Origin of the sequence: Neobacillus sp. DY30 (assembly GCF_030123065.1) — a bacterium.
In the GTDB taxonomy this organism is placed as follows: Bacteria; Bacillota; Bacilli; order Bacillales; family Cytobacillaceae; genus Neobacillus.
The window spans coordinates 5,563,229-5,585,851 of record NZ_CP126093.1; the positions used below are offsets into that span (position 1 = coordinate 5,563,229).

Below are 22,623 nucleotides of genomic sequence, written 5' to 3' on the forward strand. Positions count from 1 at the left end.
ACGCATAGAAAGAGCCTGACCATACTCCAGGCCAGGCCCCAACGAAGTCGGGTGTTAGTTTTGTTTTAATCTTCTAAACCAAAGGAAACCGAATCCGCCAATAACTACTAATAGTAAGCCATACAGCAACGTGTTGTACATGTTTGTTGCAGTGTCAGGCAGTTGGTTGCCTTCTTGCGAATCGCCTTTTGATGTTTGGCCAGAATGGTCATTGCCAGGTATACCTTGATCAGGCGTTTGGCCTGCATCATCATTCTCCGGTGTATCCTCATCAGGGGTCTGACCTGGGTCTCCATCCGGAGTTGGTTCTGCTTGATAATCCTTCACTTTATATAGATAGAAATCATCTAACGTTCCCCATGCACCTGCATTCGCTTTAATACTTGCTCCAATGGTAATCGTTCCATCTGTAACAAGAATCTCGTCAATTTTAGGATGGCTCCAATTCACCCATCCGTTTACAGATGTATCAGCTTTTAATTCCTCATTGCTGGTTTTTGCATACAAGTACATTTCAGGCTCTGCAGCATCCCCGCCTTGCAGGAACATAGAAAGGTTGTAGTAACCTGGTTCTAAGCCGGTAATCGTTTGTTCAACCTTAAAATCGACACCTTCACCTGAGTAAAAATGCACCATATATTCTCCTGAATGCGCGTCAGAAGCATTTTGTTTTATGGCAGCATGTGGAGTTACACCTTCTGGGTGAGTTATTGTCCACATTGATACGTCACTGTCTTCAAAGCTAGGGTTTACCACATAATTTTCAGGATTAATGGTTAGCTGTGCGTTTACAGATGCTCCACCTTCCACAACACCTTCAATCACGTATTCCCCAACACCGCTGGCGATCGCTTGATCTAATGCTGCAAGATCCCACTCGACAGAAGCCTCACCCATGGTCCCGTTATTATAGGTAACGGTAACGGTTTCTGGTAACGTAATTTCTTCACCTAGAATGGCACTTACAGTGATATCCTTAATTTCATCGATTTTTAAAGGAGCAACTGCACCTGTATTAACATAGTTAAATACGTTTAATGAAGCTAATGGTTTACCAGTGAAATCAAATAATGCCTGGTTATCTACTGCACTTCCGCCATACCACGCGCCTGCATCATGGGGATCATATTCGGCAGCATAACTGCTTGCCCAGCCAGAACCATACTGTTCCCAGATTGCTCTATTTTGCTCAAGCTGAGAAGCTGGACCAACTGGCAGCCATGCTGGTTCCCAATAAAACACACCGATTCCGGCTTCACCAACATTGACAACAGCTTCAAATACGTCTCTAACGGAATTAGCTTGTCCCTGAACAGTAATTGGGTAATTTAACGTCTGACCAGAATCCTTCGGTGCTGTGTTTCCGTGACCGTCTCCATCTTCAGCTGTATACGCATAAGATGTTTCAGCTACTATAACTTTTTTACCGTACGTATTGGCAACATCCTTTAGAACTGCCGTTAAATTACTTAATGTACCATGCCAGAATGGATAATAGGAGCTCGCAAATACATCATAGTCTACACCGTTATCATGCAGGGTTTTTGCCAAAGAAGCATATCTTCCTGCTGTTTCAGGATTTGTAAAATGTAAAGCTACTAAAATACTAGATTCTACGGCTCTAATCGCTTTACTGCCTTCATTAAAGAGTGCACTAATCTTTGTCCAATCCTTCTCTCCTGCCATCCCGCCATTTGTTTCATTCCCAACCTGAACCATACCAATATTAATTCCAGCAGCCTTCATCGTTTCAAGGCTTTCTTTAGTATAGTTGTATAAAGCTGTTTTCTTGTCTTCAAAACTTAAGTTCGCCCAAGCCTTTGGCGCTTGCTGCTTAGCAGGGTCAGCCCAGAAATCAGAGTAATGGAAGTCTACCAATAGCTTCATTCCATTCGCTGTTGCTCTTTTTCCAATTTCAATTGCCGTTTGCAAATCATTGTTTCCGCCGCCATAACCATTTCCAGCAGCGTCAAATGGGTCGTTCCAGACACGAACACGTACATAGTTTACGCCTGAATCTGCTAATGTTTTAAAAATATCCTGCTCAGCGCCCGCTTTATTTTTAAATGTCACACCGCTGTTTTCTAGCGAAATAATACTAGAAACGTCGACACCTTTAATAAAGTCCTCGCTGATACCGTCTACTCTTTCTACAAAAATATCAGCTTCTACTGGGTCAGGAACACTCGCATTCAGTGACTTTAAGCTTACGCTGTCTAAATAACCCCAAGCCTTTGGCGCACCACTCACAATAGCACCTACCTTAAAATTGGAAACTTCTTCACTTACTTCAAAATTTAACGTGATCGTTCCCCAGTTATTATAGCCGGCAGTAGCAGTTGCCTCTGTCGTTTCATTTCCGGCAAATAGTTGTACAGATCCCGCTTCAGCACCTCCACCGCCCATAGAATGGATCGATAGTTCGTAGCTTCCAGCTGGAAGTGTGGCTATAGTCTGTTTGACCGTAAATGCCTGATTTTCGCCGGCACTGTCTTTAATCCAATACTTAAAAGCGTGTTCTCCTTCATCCTTCTTCATCCATGAGTCTCCGGAATAAGAAAAATGCTGTAAATCAAGATGATCCCAAACCGTCGCTTCAACACTCCATGAACCATCAGCCCAAAAGTCCGTTTCAAACCCGCCATTCACCAAAGAAGGTGCTACAGCTTGAACATTCCTTGGGTGAATATTTGTGAATAATGAACTAAATACCATTAAAAATGCTAGAAACATAACAAAAAACTTGCTGCTCTTCCCCATAGTTTCCTCACCTTTTTACCGTTAAATTTGACTTAGTAAACGTTTTCATTCGATCTAGTATTCTATGAAAAATAAAAAAAAGAAATAAATTGTTCATATAGTGACCAAAACTTAATTGGATTAGACGATTCAGTCACTACAGGGGCTTTATAGTTACCATGATTCTTTTCAAATGGACATTACGGTCACTATAAGGGCTTTATAGTTACCATAATCCTTGTCTATTAAACATTTAGGTCACTATAAGAGCTCCATAGTGACCGAAAAACTTCTAAAGTGTCGGTTACAGTCATTATAAACAAGTTATATCAACTTCAACTGTCCGCCTCAGGTGGACAGTGTCCACGAGCGGTGACAGGCACCGCTTTATTTTATTTTTATCTCTTTTTCTCCAGAATTCGTACTTCATATTTGTCTAAGGTGATGTCACCGGATAGTTGTTCACCTGTTAGATGGTCAACGACTGTAGTTTTAATGGTGACTGGTTGTTTTTCTTCGGTGAAGTTCATGACGAATACGTAGTCGCTTTCAGGGGATTGTCTTACTTGGACCGATACTCCCTTTCCGTGGTTTACTTTAAAGACTGGTTCAAGTGACAAATCACTTATTAATTCCTGATAGAAGTCTCGTTGGAATTGATCTTCTAGGCGGCCGCCAATATAGTAGGCTTTTCCATTTGCATACGAATGGCTTGTAACCGCTGGTGTGCCTGCATAGAAATCATCTTCATAGGCAGCTTCAACTGTTGCCGTACCCACTTTAATAACGGTTGCATAGTCTTTTAATTCATATGATTGGTTTCGATAGGTGACAGCATTTCTATCACTAGGATAGTAGGTGTCTGTTTCTACTGGATTGATACCAAAGATTTCTTGCAGATCCTTGTGCCATCCGCCTGTATAGGTTAAATCATGCTCATTAACAATACCGCTAATATACGTAGTAACTAGTGTACCGCCCGCGGCAACAAATGCCTTAAGACGCGCAATGGTTTCTTCACTGATTAGATATAGCATTGGAATAATCAATAATTTGTAGCCTGAAAAATCCTGTTCCTTCGTAATCACATCAACAGGAATATCCTGTTCCCAAAACGCACGGTAATGCTGAACCAGCGTTTGCGGGTATCGTTTTGTCTCCAATCCATATCCTTGGGTATCATTAAGCGCCCAATTACTTTCCCAATCATATAAAATGGCTACGTCAGCAGGACGATTGGTACCGACAATATCAGAAAGTTTTTCAAGGGTTTTACCGACTTCGGCTACCTCTTGGAATACACGGTTTTCTGAGCTATTGTCATGGTCGACAACGGCACCATGGAATTTTTCCGATGAGCCGCGAGATTTCCTCCATTGGAAGTAAAGCACACTATCAGAGCCATGTGCTACCATTTGCATCGAAGCAAGCTTGTGCATGCCTGGTCGTTTTGCTTTGTTCACTGGATGCCAGTTCACCATGCTAGGAGTGGATTCCATAAGTAAAAATGGCTGCTGCTTTAGGCAGCGATACAGGTCATCAATAAATCCGACTCTCATCGCTAAATCCGCTGTGCTCTCCCAATCATTATGCCAAGCAGGATACGCGTCCCAGCTGATCACATCAAGATGTTTCGCAAACTTGCTGTAATCAAGCGCCTGGAATGGAATTAATTCATGGGTATCCGCCATAAAGTTCGTCGTAATCGGTATTTCTGGTGTCAACTCTCGGATTGGAACAATTTCATTTTCATAGAAATCTATTGTTTGGTCTGTAACAAATCGGCGCCAATCTAGATTTAAGCCGTGAACCATGCTTTCTCCAATTGATGAAGGAGATTCAATTTGCGTCCAATCTGTGAAAGTGTGGCTCCAGAATGGTCCCCACCATGCGTCATTCAGAGACTTTAAATCGTTATTGTATTTCTTTTTCAACCAGTTTCTAAAGGCATCTTGGCAAAGGTCACAATGACATTCGCCGCCATATTCATTGGAAATATGCCACATCAGCAGAGCTGGATGATTGCCGTAACGATCTGCGAGCATACGGTTAATCTTTTGAGTCTTTTCGCGATAAACAGGCGAAGTAAAACAGTGATTGTGCCTGCCGCCATGGAGCATCTTAACTCTTGCACCATTCACACGCAGTACCTCAGGGTATTTATGTGACATCCAAGCCGGTCGGGCCCCGCTTGGTGTCGCTAAGATGACTCGGCCGTTTATGCTATAGATGTCATCAATCACTTTATCAAGCCATTCAAAGTTGTAAACTCCTTCTTCCGGCTCAAGTGCCGCCCAAGCAAAAATCCCAACTGAGAATGTATTTGTATGAGCAAGCTGCATTAATTTTATATCATCTTCCAAAATATCTGGACGGTCTAACCATTGGTCAGGATTATAGTCTCCGCCATGAAGCATGAAGTTTGCTTTTGTTGTATATGTTTTTTCATGTTTAGACATAGTAATCTCCTTCTAACAACCAAAATTCCTTCTTGGGGCAAATCTTGTTGTTTCCTTTTGAGTTTTGTTTGTAAGGTATATGGGTTTAGGACAAATCTTCTTCCTCTAACCTGAGATTTGTCCTTCATCAGGGGTCTTAAGGACTAATCTTCTTCCTCTAACCTAAGATTTCTCCTTCATCAAGCTTCTTAAGGACTAATCCTCTTCCGCAGACCCGAGATTTGTCCTTCATCAGTACTCTTAAAGACTAATCCTCTTCTGCCAGCCTAAGATTTGTCATTAACCTTTCGTACCACCAGCCGTTAAACCAGACACAAATTGCTTTTGAAGAAGCAGGAAGGTAACCGCAATCGGAATACTAATCAAAATCGCACCAGCTGCAAATGTTGTATAGCTGGCACCCATTACATCGTTCACTAATTTATATAAGCCAATCGGAAGCGTGAACGCATCTGGTGTTCTTAAAATAACCGAAGATAAAACGAAATCGCCAAGCGGACCTGTGAAACCATTCATGGCCACAACCGCAAGCATGGGTCTTGATAATGGCAAGAGAATCTGCCAGAAAATCCTTGTGTTGCTCGCGCCATCAATCTTCGCACTCTCGTCTAAATCCATCGGAATTGAATCCATATATCCCTTCATTAGATACGTATTCATCGGAATTTGTCCGCCGATATAGAGAAGGATTAATAACCAGTGGCTGTTCATCATTCCTAGAATTTGCGCTAATACAAACAGTGCAATTAACGCCGCAAATTGCGGAATCATTTGTAATAACAGAAACAGCATTAAAGCATTTTTTCTCCCTTTAAAGCGAAAACGTGAAAAAGCATAGGCGGTAAATGATACGGTAATCATCGAACCAATCATTGTAAATATGCTTATTTTCAACGAGTTCAAATACCACTTGCCATATTGCAAACTTTCTTTTCCGGCAAATAACTCTCGATAATGATCAAGGGTAGGATTTTTCGGAATAATGGAAGTACTGATTAAACTGTTACCAGGGTTAAAGCTTGCCCCTACTGTCCAAAGCAAAGGATAAATAATCAGCACTGTCATAAAAGTTAGAAAGGCATAGGTAAAAAAGAGACGAATGAAGCGATTGGTTTTCATAGATGTCTGCATTTTTTACGCCCCCTCTTTAAACGAATTTGTCCGTCTGAATTGCCATAACGCAATCCCAACAACAAAGATTGATAACAAAATAGTTAGAGCTGCAGCCAATGAGTATTGGCTTGATTGCATCGTCAATTTATAAATCCAAGATACTAAGATGTCGGTTCCGCCAGCCGTTGACCCCGCGACAGCAGGACCACCGCCATTGAATAGATAAATAATATTAAAGTTATTAAAGTTAAACGTAAACTGCGTAATAATAATCGGTGCCATCGCAATTAAGATCATCGGCAAGGTAATATTTCTAAATTTAGCAAAAATCGATGCACCATCAATCGTTGCCGCCTCATATAAATCATCTGGAATTGATTGAAGAACCCCTGTTGTTACGATGAAAATATAAGGGAATCCAAGCCAGCCCTGCATAAGAATCAGCGCGACTCTCGACCACTTTTCATCGGTCATCCAAGGAAGAGGATCGACACCAAAAAACGCTAAAATATCATTGTTGATCGCACCAAAACTATCATTAAATAATCCGGCAAAAATCAAGATGGTTACAAACCCTGGTACCGCCCATGGTAAAACTAAAATCGTACGGAAAAACTTTTTAAAGCGTACTTCTTTTTGATTAACCACGATGGCTAAGAAAATACCAAGGCTTACCTGGAGCGAAGAAGCAACCACGGTCCAAACGACCGTCCATGCTAAAACATCAAAGAACGTAGCCCGCCAAATATCAACCGTGAAAATTTCCGCAAACGTCTGTAAACCTACCCAATCAGCTAAATTAGCCGGTGGTGAATGATATAAATCATAATTCGTAAACGCCAATGCGAAACTAAATAAAATCGGAAAGATAACGGCGAAAATTAATAGAAACAATGATGGACCGCTGATTAAGTATGGGTACCCTTGTTCAATTAAATTTTTATATTCACTCTTAAGAGAAGTAACCGGTTGATGATCATCGCGTAATTTCCCATTTTTATAAGCGTCTTTTAAATTCCAATAATAAATGCCAAGACCAAAGGCAGTTACAATTAACGCAATAATCCCCTCAGCTAAAAGGAAAATAGAGTTATCTCGAGGCACCTCTGTTCCTAGTGTAAAAAGCCCCCAGAAACCCATATTTAAGAGCTGGCCAAACGCCGTAAAAAACGAAGCGGTAATAACTAGGAAGATAATCCCCTTTACCCATTGTTTGTTATAAAATTGGCCTAATCCCGGTACGATAGATAACAGCGGGGCTATTGTTCGATGTTGCACGTTGTTTCACCTCTTTATATAGATGGCCGTTAAGAAATAATGGCTCTCATATTCGAATTCATATAATAAATGGTGTCAAACATAAGTAGCGTTTGACACCATTATTGTGTTAATTATTTACCACTATGTTTTGCTTGAATTTGACCTTTAATCGTTTTTACCGCTTGATCTAATGCAGCTTTTGGCTCCGCTTTACCTGTTGCAATCGTTTGTAATGCTGAATCTGCAGGAGTCCAAACTTCGTTCATTTGTGGAATATTTGGCATTAATACTGAGAATTGAGATTGCTCTGCAACTGCCTTTGCTACTTCACTTTCCGTAACAACTGGATCATTTGCTAAAGCCGCTACAGCTGGAACTTCTTTTGTAATTTCATATCTCTTTTTAGAGTTTTCTTCATTTGCAATGAACTTGACGAATTTTTCTGCAAGCTCTGGGTTTTTAGAATAAGAGCTAACGTTATAGCTTTTAACCCCAATGAACGCACTCATGTTTTTACCATTAGCAAGTTCAGGCAACTTTTGTACGCCATAATTGACGCCAGCTTTCGTAAATGGCTCAACATTCCATGGTCCGGAAATAATTGCAGCCGCTTTACCTTCCGTAAATAATGACTCAATTACGCTGATCCCCTGCTCACCAATAATACCTGCTGGGAATAGGCCTTCTTTATAGAACTTCTGAATGTATTGTGCACCTTCAACTGCACCTGCATTGTTGATTCCAATATCAGCTGGGTCATAGGCACCATCGTCTTTTTGACCAAAGATATAACCACCGTAACCGCTTAATACGCTATTCGCATAATAGATTTGATCAAATAGTGCTAAGAAACCAAACTTTTGACCATTGGCCACACCTTTAGAATAGTCATACCATCCCTCTAGTGTTGTTGGTAATTGATCTTCAGAAATAAGATCTTTATTGTAGTAAAGCATAGTTGTTTCTACTGCTTTTGGTAATCCGTAAACCTTACCATTTACCTTCTGTGCGTCCATCGCTGCTTCTGTATAAATACCTTGTGTATCTTCATCAACCTTTAACTCTTTAATTAATCCTTCCGTTACTGCCGTACCAATTTGGTCACTAGGCATAGTCAGGACGTCTGGACCTGTTCCAGCCGGCCCATCCAAACGAAGGTCTTCAATTTGTTTTGTATATTGTTTTTCTACCATTTTTACTTTTACATCATTTTCTTCTTCAAATTTGGCGATGGCGTCTTTAATACCTTCACCTTTCATAATGTCTTCCCAAACGAGTAACTCTTTCGGTTTATCTGCTTCTTTTGTGTCTCCACCTTTAGCGTCATCCTGTGGACCACAGGCAACTAAAGATAAACTTAATGCAACCCCACTCATTACGCTAAAATATTTCTTAAATTTCATGGATGGACATCCTTTCAAAGTAAAGTAGTAGTTCTAGTCCTTCACACTTTTTTGAAAGCGTTTCAGTAAATCTAATATATCACCGGCAAGAAAACATGTAAACAATTATTTTACTAAAATCAGTAAAAACATTTACTTAAATAGTACTCTTTCTAATTACTAATTCAGAACCAATATACAACGTTTTCACTAGTTTGCGTTTTTCCATTACTCGTTCAAGTAATAGTTGAATGGCATTTTTGCACATTTCACGTAAGTCAATATGAAAGGTAGTCAGCGGCGGAGAAACATATTTTGTCACACTAATATTATTGACACTGACAATACTTACACGATTAGGAATCGCAATCCCATGTTCATTTAACGCTTGAAGACAGCCTACTGCGATCGGGTCAGCTGCAATATAAAAAGCGGTCGGCAGCTGATCACCCAGTTGCTGAATCGCATTTTTCATTAAAAAATAACCATTCTCTACAGAAAATCCTCTGTGATGAAAAATGTAAGAATCATTCAATAAACCTTTTTTCTCCATATATCTGCGAAACACACGCTCACGTAAATCCATTTCGTCCTCACCGGTGTTTGGATTGTGATAGGTTCCTCCAATAAAACCAATCTCTGTATGTCCTTTTTCCACTAAAAAATCCACAGTTCTTCTTGTGATTTGCGGAAGGTCTGGTCTAACAGAATCATAATGATTCGGGTCAGGTGATGTATCAAGAAAGACACCATTGGTCGTAATGCTTCTTAAATGCGCCAGCTCTTTATCCGAAAACGTCCCTACAGCAATGAACCCCTCAATCGTATCTGGAATTTGATGAATGCCATCTGATATTTTGTAGGTAATCATCTCGACATTGAATACTCTCGCCATTTTTTCTAATTCAATGCGCATCGTTTTAAAATAAACATCCTCTAATTCCTCGATATCTGTTAACCAATATAAAAAAGCAATATTCTTCACTAACAGTCTTACTGTTTTCCTTCGGTAATTAAGCTCCTCTGCCACCTCATATATCCGATCACGTGTCTCATCCGAAACAGAAAGACTTTGATCATTGTTCAGAACCCGTGAAACGGTAGAAGCCGAGTAACCTGACTTTTCAGCAATATCTCTTATTGTTGCCATTTGTGTTAACCTCCATATTTACCATTTTGTTTTTTCAAAAGCTGCAAATTATTTAGTAAACTTATTTACTAAATTTTACGCGACTATTCATAAAAATACAAGTGAATATTCGATAATAAACATGTGGACATGACTTCCATGAGACCGTATACTTTTGATTTGAAAATGAGTACGAAAAAGTATAGATGGGAACAAATTGAGTGCATCACAAAAATTATTGTTATCTATACATGGTTGTTATGGTCTGGCCACTACGATGTAGGGTTTGTTCTTAAATCTTTTTTATAGAGACTTTCGTATGATTTGACAATAATGACTTTACCATTCAGCAGCGAGTGATCACTGCTGTTTTTTATTTTTTTTAAAATCACCAATAAATCCTAAAAACGGCACGTCTATTATATGAAAGGGGGAAGAAGATGGGGCAAGTAAATATAAAGCATTATGATCAATCCAGTGGTGATTTAACTGAATTCAAGCAATTATTTAATGAACATAAGAAGCATGTGTTTGCGGTGGCATTATCAATACTTAGAGACTTTGAATTATCTGAAGATGTGTTGCAGGAAGTTTTTATTAAACTGTACCAGCATATGAAACACCACGAGATCACGAATGTGAAAGCATGGCTAATCAGGGTGTCGAGAAACACAGCCTTAGATTACTATCGAAAAAAGCATCGCGAAATAACAGGCTATGACGACAAATATTTTGAACAAGCAAACTATTTCTCTGAAGATCCTGTAGACAAAATGGTGTTAGCTAAATATTTGAAATTACTAAATAGCGAAGAAAGGCAAATTGTTATCTTAAAGGAAATCTCCGGATTGAAGCATAAGGAAATCGCCAAAATCATGGAAATGCCGCTAGGCACAGTACTTTGGAAGTATGGAATCGCTCTGAAAAAACTTAGAAAATCTTTGGAATAAGGAGGAAATTTAGTGGATAAAGAAAGACTAATTAAGCACTTAGACAAAGCTATTGAACAACAAGTCCCCGATGTATGGGATGAAATACAAAAAAAGATTCATAGAGTGGATGACCTAGAATACCAGGAACCCTTTATAAAAAGTAAAGTGCACCTTCAAAACAAAAAAAGAATTCTTACTAAAAGATTTTCCATGGTTGCGGCCGTTTGTCTTATCACCCTATCAACGTTAACCTTTACACCTGCTTTAGCCGCCATTCAAGAGCTGTATGACAAAATATTTTCCAGTGAACATATTGATGACTCTGGTTTAAAAGCGGCGATTGATTTAGGGATTGGTCAATTTATAAACCAAACTTATTACGATAAAGAAAATGATATAAGTGTACATTTTCAAAATGTGATTACAGATGATCAAGAGACGAAACTCTTATTAACCTACCAAAGCAAGGAAAACAATCTAGAAAATTACTACTTAGATATTTTTGAAGGTGATAGTTCTGTTCATTTGATTAATGACAAGGGAGAAAAGAAGAAATTAAAGAATTATGGCTGGGGGAGCAGGTATTACGACCGTGAAGAGAATAAAGTTGTTGAAGCATTATCAATGGAGTCGCTAAAAGAGTACCAAGGAAAAGAAATACGCTTAGAGGTTGAAAACATAACCATTTACAATGAAGAAGGAAAAGGGAAAAAGATTGAAACAACCTGGCCGATAGCCTTTACATTAGACACATCGGCTGTTTCAGAACGAACAACCGTATCCTTAAATAAAGAATTTGCATTTGAAAATGAAACATACCTGATTAAACAAGTGGAGTTTTCTGCGTTTGAAACAAAAGTAGTGGTGACTGGAACAGACACTGGACCGTATATAGATGATAATGGAGAAAAATTTGACGTCATGAGTAAGCTAGAAAATCAACTCCTGAATGCCAGAAAGTTTGAAAAAGGAAAAGGTTACTTCGTTGATCCTAGTAAATCGGGGGTATTTTTAAAGTCGGCCGGTGAAAAGGTGGAACCAATCTTCAATAAAAACGAGATCCCTGGACCACTGGGTGAATATGCGATGATATTTGCTCCGGTTAAAAACCCACAAGACACTGTCCTTGAAGTGGGGGAGGATATTAAAATACCATTAGTGAAATAGTACATGAGCTGCTTTCGCTTTACATTCTAAAAAAAGAGGTTGTCAGCAGTTGACAACCTCTTTATAAATATACGTTTTACTAGTTACAAATCAGCCATCAAAGTAACTACATCTGTGAAACAACAGCTTAAAAAACATTGCCGGTTTTTATGATGTTTACCTTCACCACAGGCTCAATTTGAACATTTTTATACTCCTGGTCCCAATTGATTTTCTTCCATAATTCAGGATGGAAGCTTGAGATTTGACGGCCAATCCCAAACGCATCACAATTGGCTTTTACTAACGTGTTGGTAATTTCCTTTGCTCTCTTGGTGAATTCATCAGAAAGATCTTGATTTAGTTTTTTGACATTGATTTTATTCGTAAAATTCTGTGGATAGGTTAATATCTCAATATTCATTTTAACATCAATTTTACATGTGATTTTTTTATCCTTATCCACTTGGACCTCGAGATTCCTCCTCAAATCTCTAATTGCCAAAGAAATGGATCGTCTGTTATTTTTTGGCCCCAGTATCAATGCCATTCTGTTTGACTTGTTTAACTGATTCATTAATGCCAGTAGTATACCACTCTTTTCTTTCGATAAGCTTGTACCTGTATATTTATCACCGTTAAACAAGGCAACTCCCGCGATTTGAACTTTATCGTCCCCTGACCTTTCAAGATACGGTAGAACCATATCCTTACCCGGGTCTAATATGTTATTCCAAACCATAAAGGTATTTTTTTTCGGAATGACCGTATCCGCTTCTGCGCCTTCTAGTAATTGCAATATGAAAAAAGCAATGGGGCTTTTTTCTTTTTCAACAGACAGAATCTCTTTCCCTTTCCCTTTACTTATGATTAATTTGGAAGACATATAAGATTCCCTGTTACGATAAAAGAACTCAACGAAAGGGTGAATTCCTTTTTTCGCTAGATCTTCCCCTATTATTACTACATGGGCTTTACTGGCATCTAGTTCACCAGAAATTTTACTGTCTAAATCTAATCCCAAACCAACAACCGTGGGTCTTTCATCTTCCACTAGTTCGTCCTGGATTTCGAATAAGCCTCCGCCCTTACTTTGTATATTTAACGCTCTGACCGCTGCAGTTATTTTACCTTCTTCCGTAAGATCGAAACTTATTCCATTCACTAGCGTTCGATTCACAAGAAGCTGTTGGTCCCAACATCCTGTTAGCACAATAGGGAAAATTAGTAAAATGATAAGGGAAATTTTTCTCATGTTGTTTCACTCTTTTCGTGCTTCTTCATTAAGAATGAAAGAATTAATAACAGAGTAGGAATCAAAAATACAACCACATAACTTAAATAGGATACATATTGGTTAAACAAAGTAACAATGGCGTCATCGTTAGGAATCAAGGTAATCAAAAAAAATATGCCTCCATTAAGTACGACTGCTTTGGGATAATTCTTTTTTTCAAGATTCAAACTTTTACTCGCAGCAAATAAATAGGTAATAATCGAAGTGGCCATTGGTACCATCCATACGGACAGGAAAATAAGATCGATTCGATCGATCATATTATAGGATATTCCTCTAAGTAGATTTAAAATCGGTTCTCTCATTTGGGCCAGCTGATCAGTACTAAAAGTGATGAGAGTAATAAAAATAAAGTATGTGTAAAAAAGAGTGATAAAAAGGTTGGCCAGCGATATCGTTTTGAATACTCCTTTTTTATTTTCAATAATGAACGGGAAGAAAAAAAGCAACGCTTCAAATCCTAACATCGCGAGAAGCGAATTATTACTTCCCATTAAAATATTTTTAATTCCTGAACTGCCAATAGGAAGAACATATTGAAATTCTTTTGGAGTAAACCAGCTTAATACAGATGTAAACCATAAAAATAGTATTAAGGAGGTAGCAAGGACAAAGAATCTTGCGATGATTTTTAAATCACTAACAGCTAAATAAATACAGGCAGTCAATATCAGTGCAGAAATCATCCATCCAGGTGTCAAAGGTAATAACCATAAGTTGATGAGTTTAATAAAAAGAATAGTCGCTAAACCCCCGACTAGAATGAAATTTAGGTAGATGAACAGATTTAGGAAATTTCCTAGAAACCTGCCTACTAGCTTCTTCGTTATTTCTGTATACATGAGGGTAGGAAATCGTTTTAACAATTGCCAATAAACGATAAGCATAACTTGAACGGCCAACCCTGCAATGAGGGTAGAGATCCAGCCGTCTCCTTTCGCACTCTCCTGCACAGCATGCGGTAATGATAAAAGAGCAACACCAATTTGACTTTGTATTAGTAAAAAAAATAACTGAAATTTTGTTATCTGGTTTTTCGTCATTTCTTTTTCCATGCCCTTGTTCTCCCTTGTTGATTAGCATACGCTGGCTTTGCATCAGTGGGACGAGTATTCAATTTCCAAAAAGGCAGGCGTATAAACGTATCCTTTATCTCTTCTTTCTTGAATGGCGCTAACGGAGAAAAATAGGGCGATCCAAAAGAATCTAGTTTACATAAATGCATAAAAAGTAACATTAACACGAAGACAATTCCAAAAAAACCAAACAATGTAGCAGCTATCATAATTGGAAAACCTAACAACCTTGCACTCGTCCCCATTTCATTAATCGGCGCCACAAACGAGGCAATGGCAGTAAACCCGATTACCACAATCATCATATTCGATACAATATGGGCATCAACTATAGCAGTCCCAATGACTAACCCCCCGACAATCCCAATGGTTTGAGCGATAGGCGATGGCAATCGAATTGAAGACTCTTTTAACAGTTCCAAAATGATTTGCATCGTTATGGCCTCCACAAAAGGCGGAAAGGGAACATACTCTAAGGAAGTCCGGATGGAGTATAGGATTCCGATAGGAAGGACCTCAGAATGAAATGAAACAATCGCTATATAGATTGCAGGCAAACTAATCGCAACAATGAAACTAAAGATACGAATGATTCGAAAGAATGAACCTACCAGCCATCGGCTATTATAATCGTCCGGTGCCTGATAAAAAGCAAAAAATGTAATCGGAACGACTAACACTCTGGGACTCCCATCCACAATGATCGTAATTTTTCCTTCAGCTAAATAAGACACTGCTCTATCCGGTCTTTCTGTTGCTAAATTTTGCGGAAAAGGTGAAAATGGGTTGTCTTCAATGAGCTGCTCTAAATTACCAAGTGTATAAAGTTGATCGATTTCAATCGAAGATAATCTCCGTTCTACTTCGTCAACAAGCTCTTTGTTCGCTAAATTTTCTAGATAAACCATGCCCACTTTCGTTTGGGTAAGGTTACCGATTGTAAAATATTTCACTTTTAAATAAGGACTTTTTATTCTTTTGCGTAAAAGCTGCAGATTTGAGTTAAACTCTTCAACCAAACCATCATGGGAACTTTTAATATTCCGTTCATTTTTCGGTTCTTCAATGGACCTGCCTTCTACCCCTCCAACCGAAGCGGTATATGCAAAGGGATCGTCTTCTAGCAAAATCACACAGAATCCATCTAATAATTGTTTCCCCACTTCTGAAATCAAGGTGTTTTTTTTTACTTCTGCCGCATGGACAACAAGTTCAATGTCATCCATTTCCCTTTCTAAAATAGGCTCGATAATAGATGATTGAAGAAGTTCCTTCTTTACCAAGGGATCAAGATATAAAATGACACACCTCTGTTTCGCAAAAACGAGTTCTTTTTTCATTAAATCTTCCGTATGGCAAAAATGCTCTTCTAACATTTTTATATTTTTTTCAATATCACTACCCACTTTATTTGAGAAAATCATGCCGGAATACTCCTTAAGATCTAGATATTTCCTATTATTCCCCTAATTCCTGCCTATATTCTATTACGTTAAGGTTGTATCGATTTATTCGATTGGTTCGTTACCACTTTTTAGTAAAAATAAATATAAAAAATATGTACAATTACCGACAAAGTTTGCGCTATACTATCTTGTAATATTGTAATGAAAGATTAATAGGAATGTAACATACTTGGAAATTCATGGTATAATAAAGATTCAAAGGTATGTGGGGGGAGCAAATGTGGGAAACGCTTTAGAACAATCATTTGGAGAAATGAACCATTCACGAAAAAAACCAGTTAAATGGTTTAAAAACTGGAAGTACATTACAGCCATTATCATTGCCATAATCGCACTTGCCGTTATTGCAATCAGCTATTATCAGGCGAACCATTTTAATGCGAATAAAAAGATTAATGGCATAGAAGTCAGCGGCTTAACGGCAGACGAGGCACTAGAAAAGTTACAAACATCTGTCCTAAAAAACGATGTCTATATTGGAAATGAACTGATAATAGATGGAAATGATACGCAGATGGGGTTTACAGAGGAAGATCTCTCGGAAATTAAGAAACTATTGAAAGGCCAGTGGACGTTTCTGCCCTCTTTCAAATCAAAGGAGTATTCTCTAACTCCAAGCAAGGATGACCAATACCGCAGTGTAAGCCTTAAAAAGGAACTCGAACAAAAGCTGAACTCCATGAATGAAAAGCTTCAGGCTCCTAAAGATGCGCAGGTAACCTTACAAGATGGAAAAGTAACGGTTATACAAGGTATTGAAGGTACTCAATATGATGTCGCTAGTCTAGTAAAGGATTATGAAAAACAGCCATTTACGAGCGAAATCCGCCTGAATCCCATTTTAATTCAGCCGACCAAGGAAGACAGTGAAATTGTAAAAGACCAAGAGAAGAAGCTTCAAGCGCTCCTTCAACATAACGTGGACTATAAGGTGCAAGATAAAGTCCATTCGTTAAAAGGCAGCGAAGTAATCAAAAATGCCTCTGTAACAAAGGATATGGAAATTTCAATCGACGCAAGCGACCTAAAGAAGAAAATCGCCGAAATTAATAACGCCCAATCTACATTAGGGAAGAATTTCACCTTTAAGACTCACTCAGGTTCCGAGATTTCTGTTAAAGGTGAAGGCTATGGCTGGGCGCTTGATGTCGAAAAAGAAACATCGCTCGTTCAAGCCGCTTTTGAAAAAGGAGAGAAATCTATATCGGCTTCTAATATTCACGGAAACGGCTGGAACAAAGAAGGCTATGGCTACGATATCATTGCCAATAACGGCATTGGTGATACGTATGCAGAAGTATCCATTGCCGAGCAGCGTATTTGGCTTTACCGCGATGGAAAAATGGTCTTAACGACGAATGTTGTTACGGGCAAACACAGTACGGGTGAAGATACTTCACCGGGTGTCTGGTATGTTCTCTTTAAACGAACACCATACACACTTAAGGGCAGTGCCGTCGGCAAACCCGATTATGAAGTAAAAGTCGATTATTGGGCACCATTTACAAACAGCGGCCAAGGATTCCACGATGCTAGCTGGCGAACAAACTGGAACAGCAACGCCTATCTAACACAAGGCTCCGGCGGCTGCGTCAACGTATCTCCTAGCATGATGAAAGCCGTCTACGACAACCTCAGCGTTTACCAGCCAGTTGTTGTTTATTAAAAGCATTGGGAATAACCTGTATTTCTTTGAAACACACTACATGTGTGCTCATAGGGATACAGGTTTTTTTTATTTAGTGGCTGTGTTAGAGCTAAACTTGATTATTACACTCTGTTGATTTGCGCGGAGGGCACGAAGACTCCTCGAAAATGCTATCACATTTTCTTCGTGCGTGGGCGAATTCGAGGAAGAAATTCAATGTCCTGCGGGAGTACGGGGCTGGGGAGCCTCCTCGGCACGCCCGCGGAAAGCGAAGTGCCCGGAGCGCAAATCAACAGACCCAATATAACAAAGCCGATAGTAAAAAAGAGTGAAAGTAGGTATTGGAATGAAGTATGAGCAACTAGCAAAAGACATCATACAAAATGTCGGCGGAAAAGAAAACGTAAATAGCGTTGTTCATTGTATCACACGTTTACGTTTTAAATTAAAAGACGAATCCAAAGCGAATACCGATGCACTAAAAAACATGGAAGGTGTCGTCACTGTGATGAAAAGCGGCGGCCAATACCAAGTGGTAATTGGCAACCACGTTCCAGATGTATACAAGGCTGTGGTAAACTCCGGCGGTTTCCAATCACAATCCCCTGTCGATGCCGAAGATGGCAGAGACAAACAGAAAGCAAGTTTTATTGATATTATTTCTAGTATTTTTACCCCAGTTCTAGGCGTCCTGGCCGCAACCGGGATGATCAAAGGGTTAGTCGCCCTGTTCGTAGCACTAGGCTGGTTAGAGAATACCACAGGAACTTATCATATTTTAAACGCAATCGGTGACTCCCTGTTTTTTTTCTTCCCGATTTTCTTAGGCTATACCGCCATCAAAAAATTTGGCGGCTCCCACTTTATCGGGATGGCAATTGGGGCCTCTCTTGTTTATCCGACTTTAACCACGTTAACAACGGGCGACCCGATCACCACTTTGTTTTCGGGGAGTGTTTTTCAGTCCCCCGTTTATATTACTTTCTTAGGGATACCGGTTATTTTAATGAGTTATGCCTCCTCGGTTATTCCAATTATATTAGCTGCTTATTTTGGGGCAAAAGTAGAGAAATTTTTCAAAAAGGTTGTTCCAGATGTAGTCAAAGCATTCGTTGTGCCATTTTTAACTCTATTAATTGTCGTTCCGATTACGTTCCTTGTCATTGGACCAGTCGCCACTTGGGCCGGTGTCCTTTTAGGTCAAGCGACCCTTTGGTTATATAATCTCAGCCCGATGATTGCAGGACTGTTTGTCGGCGGTTTATGGCAGGTGTTTGTTATCTTTGGACTGCATTGGGGCCTTGTCCCTATTGCGATTAACAACCTTACCGTGCACGGCGCAGACCCCGTACTTGGTACGATGTTTGCAGCTTCCTTCGCTCAGATTGGTGCCGTCCTTGCGGTTTGGTTAAGAACCAAGGATCAGAAAATAAAATCACTTAGTTTACCTGCTTTTATTTCCGGTATTTTTGGCGTGACAGAGCCCGCCATTTATGGGATTACCCTGCCGCTAAAAAGACCGTTTATTATCAGTTGTATTGGCGGTGCCGTTGGTGGTGCGATTTTAGGCTTTATGGGGTCGCAAATCTATATGGTTGGCGGGCTTGGTATCTTTGGAATCCCTACCTATATCAGCCCTACAGGAGGACTAGACGCTGGATTCTGGGGATCCATCGTTGCGATGATTGTCGGATTTATCGTCGGCTTCATCTTAACTTGGCTGTTTGGGATGGGTAAAAATAATACAGCAGCCCAAGATACGAAAACAGTTGAGTCCAAACCAACTGGCCAAACTCAATCAACTCCAAGTCAGGGCAGCGAGGTTCTTTTCAGCCCATTCAACGGCGAAGTAAAAGCTCTTTCAGAAATTAAAGACCAAGCATTTGCATCGGGTGCGCTTGGACAGGGTGTTGCAATAGAACCTTCCGAGGGGAAACTGTACTCCCCTGTTTCTGGTACCGTGACGGCACTGTTTCCAACCAACCATGCGATTGGGATTACATCAGACCAAGGAGCGGAAATTTTAGTCCATATTGGGATGGATACCGTGCAGCTGGAAGGTAAATTCTTCACCTCTCACACCTCTCAAGGTGCGCGAGTAGAGAAAGGCCAGCTTTTGATTGAATTTGATATTCCAGGTATACAAGGGGCCGGATATGTTGTCACCACTCCTGTGATTGTGACAAATAAAGGTCAATATCAACTTCCGTTGGTCACAGATCAAAACCATGTTAAATCTGGAGACCGATTGTTTGAGTTGAAAACAAAGTAATAAATGTTGAACAAAATTTTGTTAAGGGGTGAATGGATTGAATTCACAAACAAGACAATTCCCTGATGGGTTTTTATGGGGCGGGGCTGTAGCTGCTAACCAATTGGAGGGTGCCTATCAAGAAGATGGTAAAGGTTTATCCACGGCAGATGTATCGCCGAACGGGATTATGAGTCCTCCTGATTTTTCCATGACACAATTTAATTTGTATCATGAGGGAATTGATTTTTATCATAAATACAAAGAAGACATTGCGTTATTCGCCGAAATGGGGTTCAAAGCGTTTCGTTTCTCAATTGCCTGGACACGCATTTTTCCTAACGGTGATGACCAAGAGCCGAATGAAAAGGGTTTGCAATTTTACGATGATATGATTGATGAGCTACGCCGTTACAATATTGAACCCGTTGTGACAATTTCTCATTATGAAATGCCGCTTGGGTTAGTTAAAAATTACGACGGCTGGAAAAATCGCCAAGTGGTTGATTTTTATGAAAAGTTCGCCCGGACTCTCTTTACCCGCTATAAAGACAAGGTAAGATTTTGGATGACCTTTAATGAAATCAATGTCCTCCTTCATGCACCGTTTACAGGTGGCGGACTGCTTTTTGAAAATGGGCAAAAGAATGAACAGGACATCTATCAAGCAGCACATCATCAATTTGTTGCGAGCGCTCTCGCTGTCAAAGCCGGACATGAAATCATTCCGACTTCACAGATTGGCTGTATGATTGCGTCGATGATTACCTACCCTTATAGTTCTAGACCAGAGGATATGTTCGCCGCCTTAACACAGGATCGAAAAACGTTATTCTTTTCAGATGTTCAATCTAGAGGCTATTATCCAACCTATATATCGAATTACTTTATCGAAAATAATATCGATATCAAAATGGAAGCTGGCGATTTAGAGCTTCTACAGGCAAATACGGTTGATTACATTGGTTTTAGCTACTATATGTCCTTTGTCACGAGCACGGCACCGGAACATGAAGCTGCTAGAACAGCTGGAAATCTGTTCGAAGGGGTAAAAAACCCTTATCTACAAGCATCCGAATGGGGCTGGCAAATTGACCCGAAAGGCTTAAGAACGGTTTGTAACCAGTTATATGACCGCTATCAAAAACCATTATTTATTGTTGAAAATGGACTTGGTGCGGTCGACAAAGTGGAAGAAGACGGAACGATCCAGGATGATTATCGCATTGAATACCTTCGCGAGCATATCAAGGAAATGAAAAATGCCATCGGGGATGGAGTCGAAATCATGGGCTATACCTCATGGGGACCAATCGACCTTGTAAGTGCCTCTACCGCTGAGCTGAAAAAACGCTATGGTTACATTTATGTCGACCGTGACAGCCAGGGACAAGGTTCAAATGAACGGATTAAGAAGAAAAGCTTTGATTGGTATAAGCAGATTATTGCTAGTAATGGGGAAGAGCTTTAAATGATGGGATTTGTGAATGCCAGACTTTTCATATGAGAAATCCTTATGAAGGACTAATCTTACTGGGAACTCTCCTGATTTGTCTTTCATCCCGCTGATGAAGGACTAATCTCAATGAGAACTCTCCTGATTTGTCTTTCATTCCGCTTAAGAAGAGTTAATCTTTGGGAACTCTTCTGATGTGTGTCCGCCTCAGGTGGAAAGTGTCCACGAGTGGTGACAGGCACCCAAGAAAAGTGTAGAGTCTGCGAACTCTACACTTTTTTCTCTATCCTACCTGCACACAATCACTTCACGAGAAAATACCCCTTTTTTTGCAACGGCCCGGTCAATAATTTCAAAACCCGCTTCCATAAGAATCTTATCTATCGGTTCCACAGTTACCACGACAATCTTATCCGCAAACCTCCGCGCACTTTGAAGCATTTCCAGCTGCTCTTCGGCAGATAGTACGGAACACAGGTTATAAGGTAAATCGATAATCGCCACATCATATTGATCGACAATATCACGCATGTCTTTAAATTTGACCTCACATGAAAGGCCGAAATGGTTAATATTCTCTCTTGTTCCAGCGAGAATAACCGGGTTGTTGTCGCTCCCCACGATATCAATGCCCATCGACAGTGCTTCAATCAGCACGGTCCCTATTCCACAACAAGGATCAATCGCTTTGATCCCGGTTGGGTTCGGCACCGCGATATTCACCACCGCCCTCGCTACACGTGTACTGAGCGCGGTGGAGTACTGGTGCGGCTTCTGCTGATGACGAAACCAAACCGACTCACTTTTCACATAGTCGCCGAAAACCCATCTTCCGTTCACATGCATGACCGCAAACATACGCTGTGGATGACGAATATCAGCTATACCTTTAATCCGCTGGCCTGCTTCCCGCTCAATCGTCCGCCGATTTTCAAAGGTTTCCTCGCCATTTTTCAAAAAAATCACTTTAAAGGTTTCTCCGGATACTTCAAAGGAGGCTAATTTTTCGAGAAGTTCCTCCAAACTTTCTCCTTCGAAAATTACACCAATTCTCTCCTTTATAAACGGACTGCGACTTGGTCCAATTTTTACAGGGCTTTCTAAAATATTCGTTTGCGATTCCATCCCAAACATTGAGCGCATCTCCAGCGCACGCAAAGAGCGTTCATCCTCATAACCTGCGTAAGTATAGATATAGGTACAATCCATCATTCTCATCCTTTATAGAAAAAGGCAACAGGCATGGTCGGTGATTGACTATACCTATTG

General features: G+C 40.0%; 15 protein-coding genes. 5 read left to right on the forward strand and 10 right to left on the reverse strand.

What is annotated here, in order from left to right:
- Positions 1 to 54: 54 nt before the first annotated feature.
- The 6 genes from QNH29_RS27490 to QNH29_RS27515 all read right to left on the reverse strand — a co-directional run bounded on the left by QNH29_RS27490 (position 55) and on the right by QNH29_RS27515 (position 10,103).
- The gene (locus QNH29_RS27490; RefSeq protein ID WP_283862408.1) at positions 55 to 2,760 is read right to left on the reverse strand and encodes a glycosyl hydrolase 53 family protein; all 2,706 of its coding nucleotides are present in this window, start codon (positions 2,758 to 2,760) and stop codon (positions 55 to 57) included.
- Positions 2,761 to 3,137: 377 nt separating this feature from the next.
- A complete protein-coding gene (locus QNH29_RS27495) occupies positions 3,138 to 5,198 on the reverse strand; it encodes a beta-galactosidase GanA (RefSeq protein WP_283862409.1) in 2,061 nt (686 codons plus the stop codon).
- 279 nt (positions 5,199 to 5,477) lie between these two features.
- A complete protein-coding gene (ganQ, locus tag QNH29_RS27500) occupies positions 5,478 to 6,329 on the reverse strand; it encodes a galactooligosaccharide ABC transporter permease GanQ (RefSeq protein ID WP_283862410.1) in 852 nt (283 codons plus the stop codon).
- Positions 6,330 to 6,332: 3 nt separating this feature from the next.
- The gene (gene ganP, locus QNH29_RS27505; RefSeq protein ID WP_283862412.1) at positions 6,333 to 7,589 is read right to left on the reverse strand and encodes a galactooligosaccharide ABC transporter permease GanP; all 1,257 of its coding nucleotides are present in this window, start codon (positions 7,587 to 7,589) and stop codon (positions 6,333 to 6,335) included.
- A gap of 113 nt (positions 7,590 to 7,702) precedes the next feature.
- A complete protein-coding gene (gene ganS, locus QNH29_RS27510; RefSeq protein ID WP_283862413.1) occupies positions 7,703 to 8,974 on the reverse strand; it encodes an arabinogalactan oligomer ABC transporter substrate-binding protein GanS in 1,272 nt (423 codons plus the stop codon).
- Positions 8,975 to 9,110: 136 nt separating this feature from the next.
- A complete protein-coding gene (locus QNH29_RS27515; RefSeq protein WP_283862414.1) occupies positions 9,111 to 10,103 on the reverse strand; it encodes a galactan degradation operon transcriptional regulator GanR in 993 nt (330 codons plus the stop codon).
- A gap of 419 nt (positions 10,104 to 10,522) precedes the next feature.
- Between QNH29_RS27515 and QNH29_RS27520 the strand changes: the two genes are divergently transcribed.
- Together QNH29_RS27520 and QNH29_RS27525 are read left to right on the forward strand one after the other, a co-directional pair.
- Positions 10,523 to 11,032, forward strand: a complete 510-nt coding sequence (locus tag QNH29_RS27520; protein ID WP_283862415.1) for an RNA polymerase sigma factor — start codon at positions 10,523 to 10,525, stop codon at positions 11,030 to 11,032.
- 12 nt (positions 11,033 to 11,044) lie between these two features.
- Positions 11,045 to 12,181 (forward strand): DUF4179 domain-containing protein, encoded by a 1,137-nt coding sequence (locus tag QNH29_RS27525; protein ID WP_283862416.1) that lies wholly within the window; start codon positions 11,045 to 11,047, stop codon positions 12,179 to 12,181.
- A gap of 127 nt (positions 12,182 to 12,308) precedes the next feature.
- On the opposite strand, the gene QNH29_RS27530 is transcribed toward QNH29_RS27525, so the two are convergent.
- Genes QNH29_RS27530 through QNH29_RS27540 form a run of 3 tightly spaced genes read right to left on the reverse strand, consistent with a single transcriptional unit; the run spans position 12,309 to position 15,957 of the window.
- Positions 12,309 to 13,415, reverse strand: coding sequence for a Ger(x)C family spore germination protein (locus tag QNH29_RS27530; RefSeq protein ID WP_283862417.1), 1,107 nt, complete (start codon positions 13,413 to 13,415; stop codon positions 12,309 to 12,311).
- Positions 13,412 to 14,512 carry a GerAB/ArcD/ProY family transporter gene (locus QNH29_RS27535; RefSeq protein ID WP_283862418.1) on the reverse strand — a complete coding sequence of 367 codons (1,101 nt, stop codon included), beginning with the start codon at positions 14,510 to 14,512 and terminating at the stop codon, positions 13,412 to 13,414. Before QNH29_RS27535 ends, QNH29_RS27530 begins: the two co-directional genes overlap by 4 nt.
- Positions 14,497 to 15,957, reverse strand: a complete 1,461-nt coding sequence (locus tag QNH29_RS27540; protein ID WP_283862419.1) for a spore germination protein — start codon at positions 15,955 to 15,957, stop codon at positions 14,497 to 14,499. The genes QNH29_RS27535 and QNH29_RS27540 overlap by 16 nt, the downstream gene beginning before the upstream one ends.
- Before the next feature lie 295 nt (positions 15,958 to 16,252).
- On the opposite strand from QNH29_RS27540, the gene QNH29_RS27545 reads away from it, so the two are divergent.
- The 3 genes from QNH29_RS27545 to bglH all read left to right on the forward strand — a co-directional run bounded on the left by QNH29_RS27545 (position 16,253) and on the right by bglH (position 21,369).
- Entirely contained in the window at positions 16,253 to 17,665 is a 1,413-nt protein-coding gene (locus QNH29_RS27545) for a L,D-transpeptidase family protein (RefSeq protein WP_283865764.1), read from the forward strand.
- A 328-nt stretch (positions 17,666 to 17,993) separates the two neighbouring features.
- Positions 17,994 to 19,919 carry a beta-glucoside-specific PTS transporter subunit IIABC gene (locus QNH29_RS27550; RefSeq protein ID WP_283862420.1) on the forward strand — a complete coding sequence of 642 codons (1,926 nt, stop codon included), beginning with the start codon at positions 17,994 to 17,996 and terminating at the stop codon, positions 19,917 to 19,919.
- Between the two features lie 37 nt (positions 19,920 to 19,956).
- A complete protein-coding gene (gene bglH, locus QNH29_RS27555) occupies positions 19,957 to 21,369 on the forward strand; it encodes an aryl-phospho-beta-d-glucosidase (protein WP_283862421.1) in 1,413 nt (470 codons plus the stop codon).
- Between the two features lie 273 nt (positions 21,370 to 21,642).
- Here bglH and QNH29_RS27560 read toward each other — a convergent pair whose 3' ends face one another.
- Positions 21,643 to 22,488, reverse strand: a complete 846-nt coding sequence (locus tag QNH29_RS27560) for a TRM11 family SAM-dependent methyltransferase (RefSeq protein WP_349654875.1) — start codon at positions 22,486 to 22,488, stop codon at positions 21,643 to 21,645.
- Positions 22,489 to 22,623 lie beyond the last annotated feature (135 nt).

Excerpts from the sequence above, each read along its gene's own strand:
- QNH29_RS27560 (WP_349654875.1), bottom strand. The coding sequence starts at position 22,488 with ATGTTTGGGATGGAATCGCAAACGAATATTTTAGAAAGCCCTGTAAAA.
- QNH29_RS27520 (WP_283862415.1), top strand. The coding sequence starts at position 10,523 with ATGGGGCAAGTAAATATAAAGCATTATGATCAATCCAGTGGTGATTTA.
- QNH29_RS27545 (WP_283865764.1), top strand. The coding sequence starts at position 16,253 with ATGAACCATTCACGAAAAAAACCAGTTAAATGGTTTAAAAACTGGAAG.
- QNH29_RS27495 (WP_283862409.1), bottom strand. The coding sequence starts at position 5,198 with ATGTCTAAACATGAAAAAACATATACAACAAAAGCAAACTTCATGCTT.
- QNH29_RS27535 (WP_283862418.1), bottom strand. The coding sequence starts at position 14,512 with ATGGAAAAAGAAATGACGAAAAACCAGATAACAAAATTTCAGTTATTT.
- QNH29_RS27490 (WP_283862408.1), bottom strand. The coding sequence starts at position 2,760 with ATGGGGAAGAGCAGCAAGTTTTTTGTTATGTTTCTAGCATTTTTAATG.
- ganS (WP_283862413.1), bottom strand. The coding sequence starts at position 8,974 with ATGAAATTTAAGAAATATTTTAGCGTAATGAGTGGGGTTGCATTAAGT.
- QNH29_RS27515 (WP_283862414.1), bottom strand. The coding sequence starts at position 10,103 with ATGGCAACAATAAGAGATATTGCTGAAAAGTCAGGTTACTCGGCTTCT.
- QNH29_RS27530 (WP_283862417.1), bottom strand. The coding sequence starts at position 13,415 with ATGAGAAAAATTTCCCTTATCATTTTACTAATTTTCCCTATTGTGCTA.
- ganQ (WP_283862410.1), bottom strand. The coding sequence starts at position 6,329 with ATGCAGACATCTATGAAAACCAATCGCTTCATTCGTCTCTTTTTTACC.
- QNH29_RS27550 (WP_283862420.1), top strand. The coding sequence starts at position 17,994 with ATGAAGTATGAGCAACTAGCAAAAGACATCATACAAAATGTCGGCGGA.
- QNH29_RS27540 (WP_283862419.1), bottom strand. The coding sequence starts at position 15,957 with ATGATTTTCTCAAATAAAGTGGGTAGTGATATTGAAAAAAATATAAAA.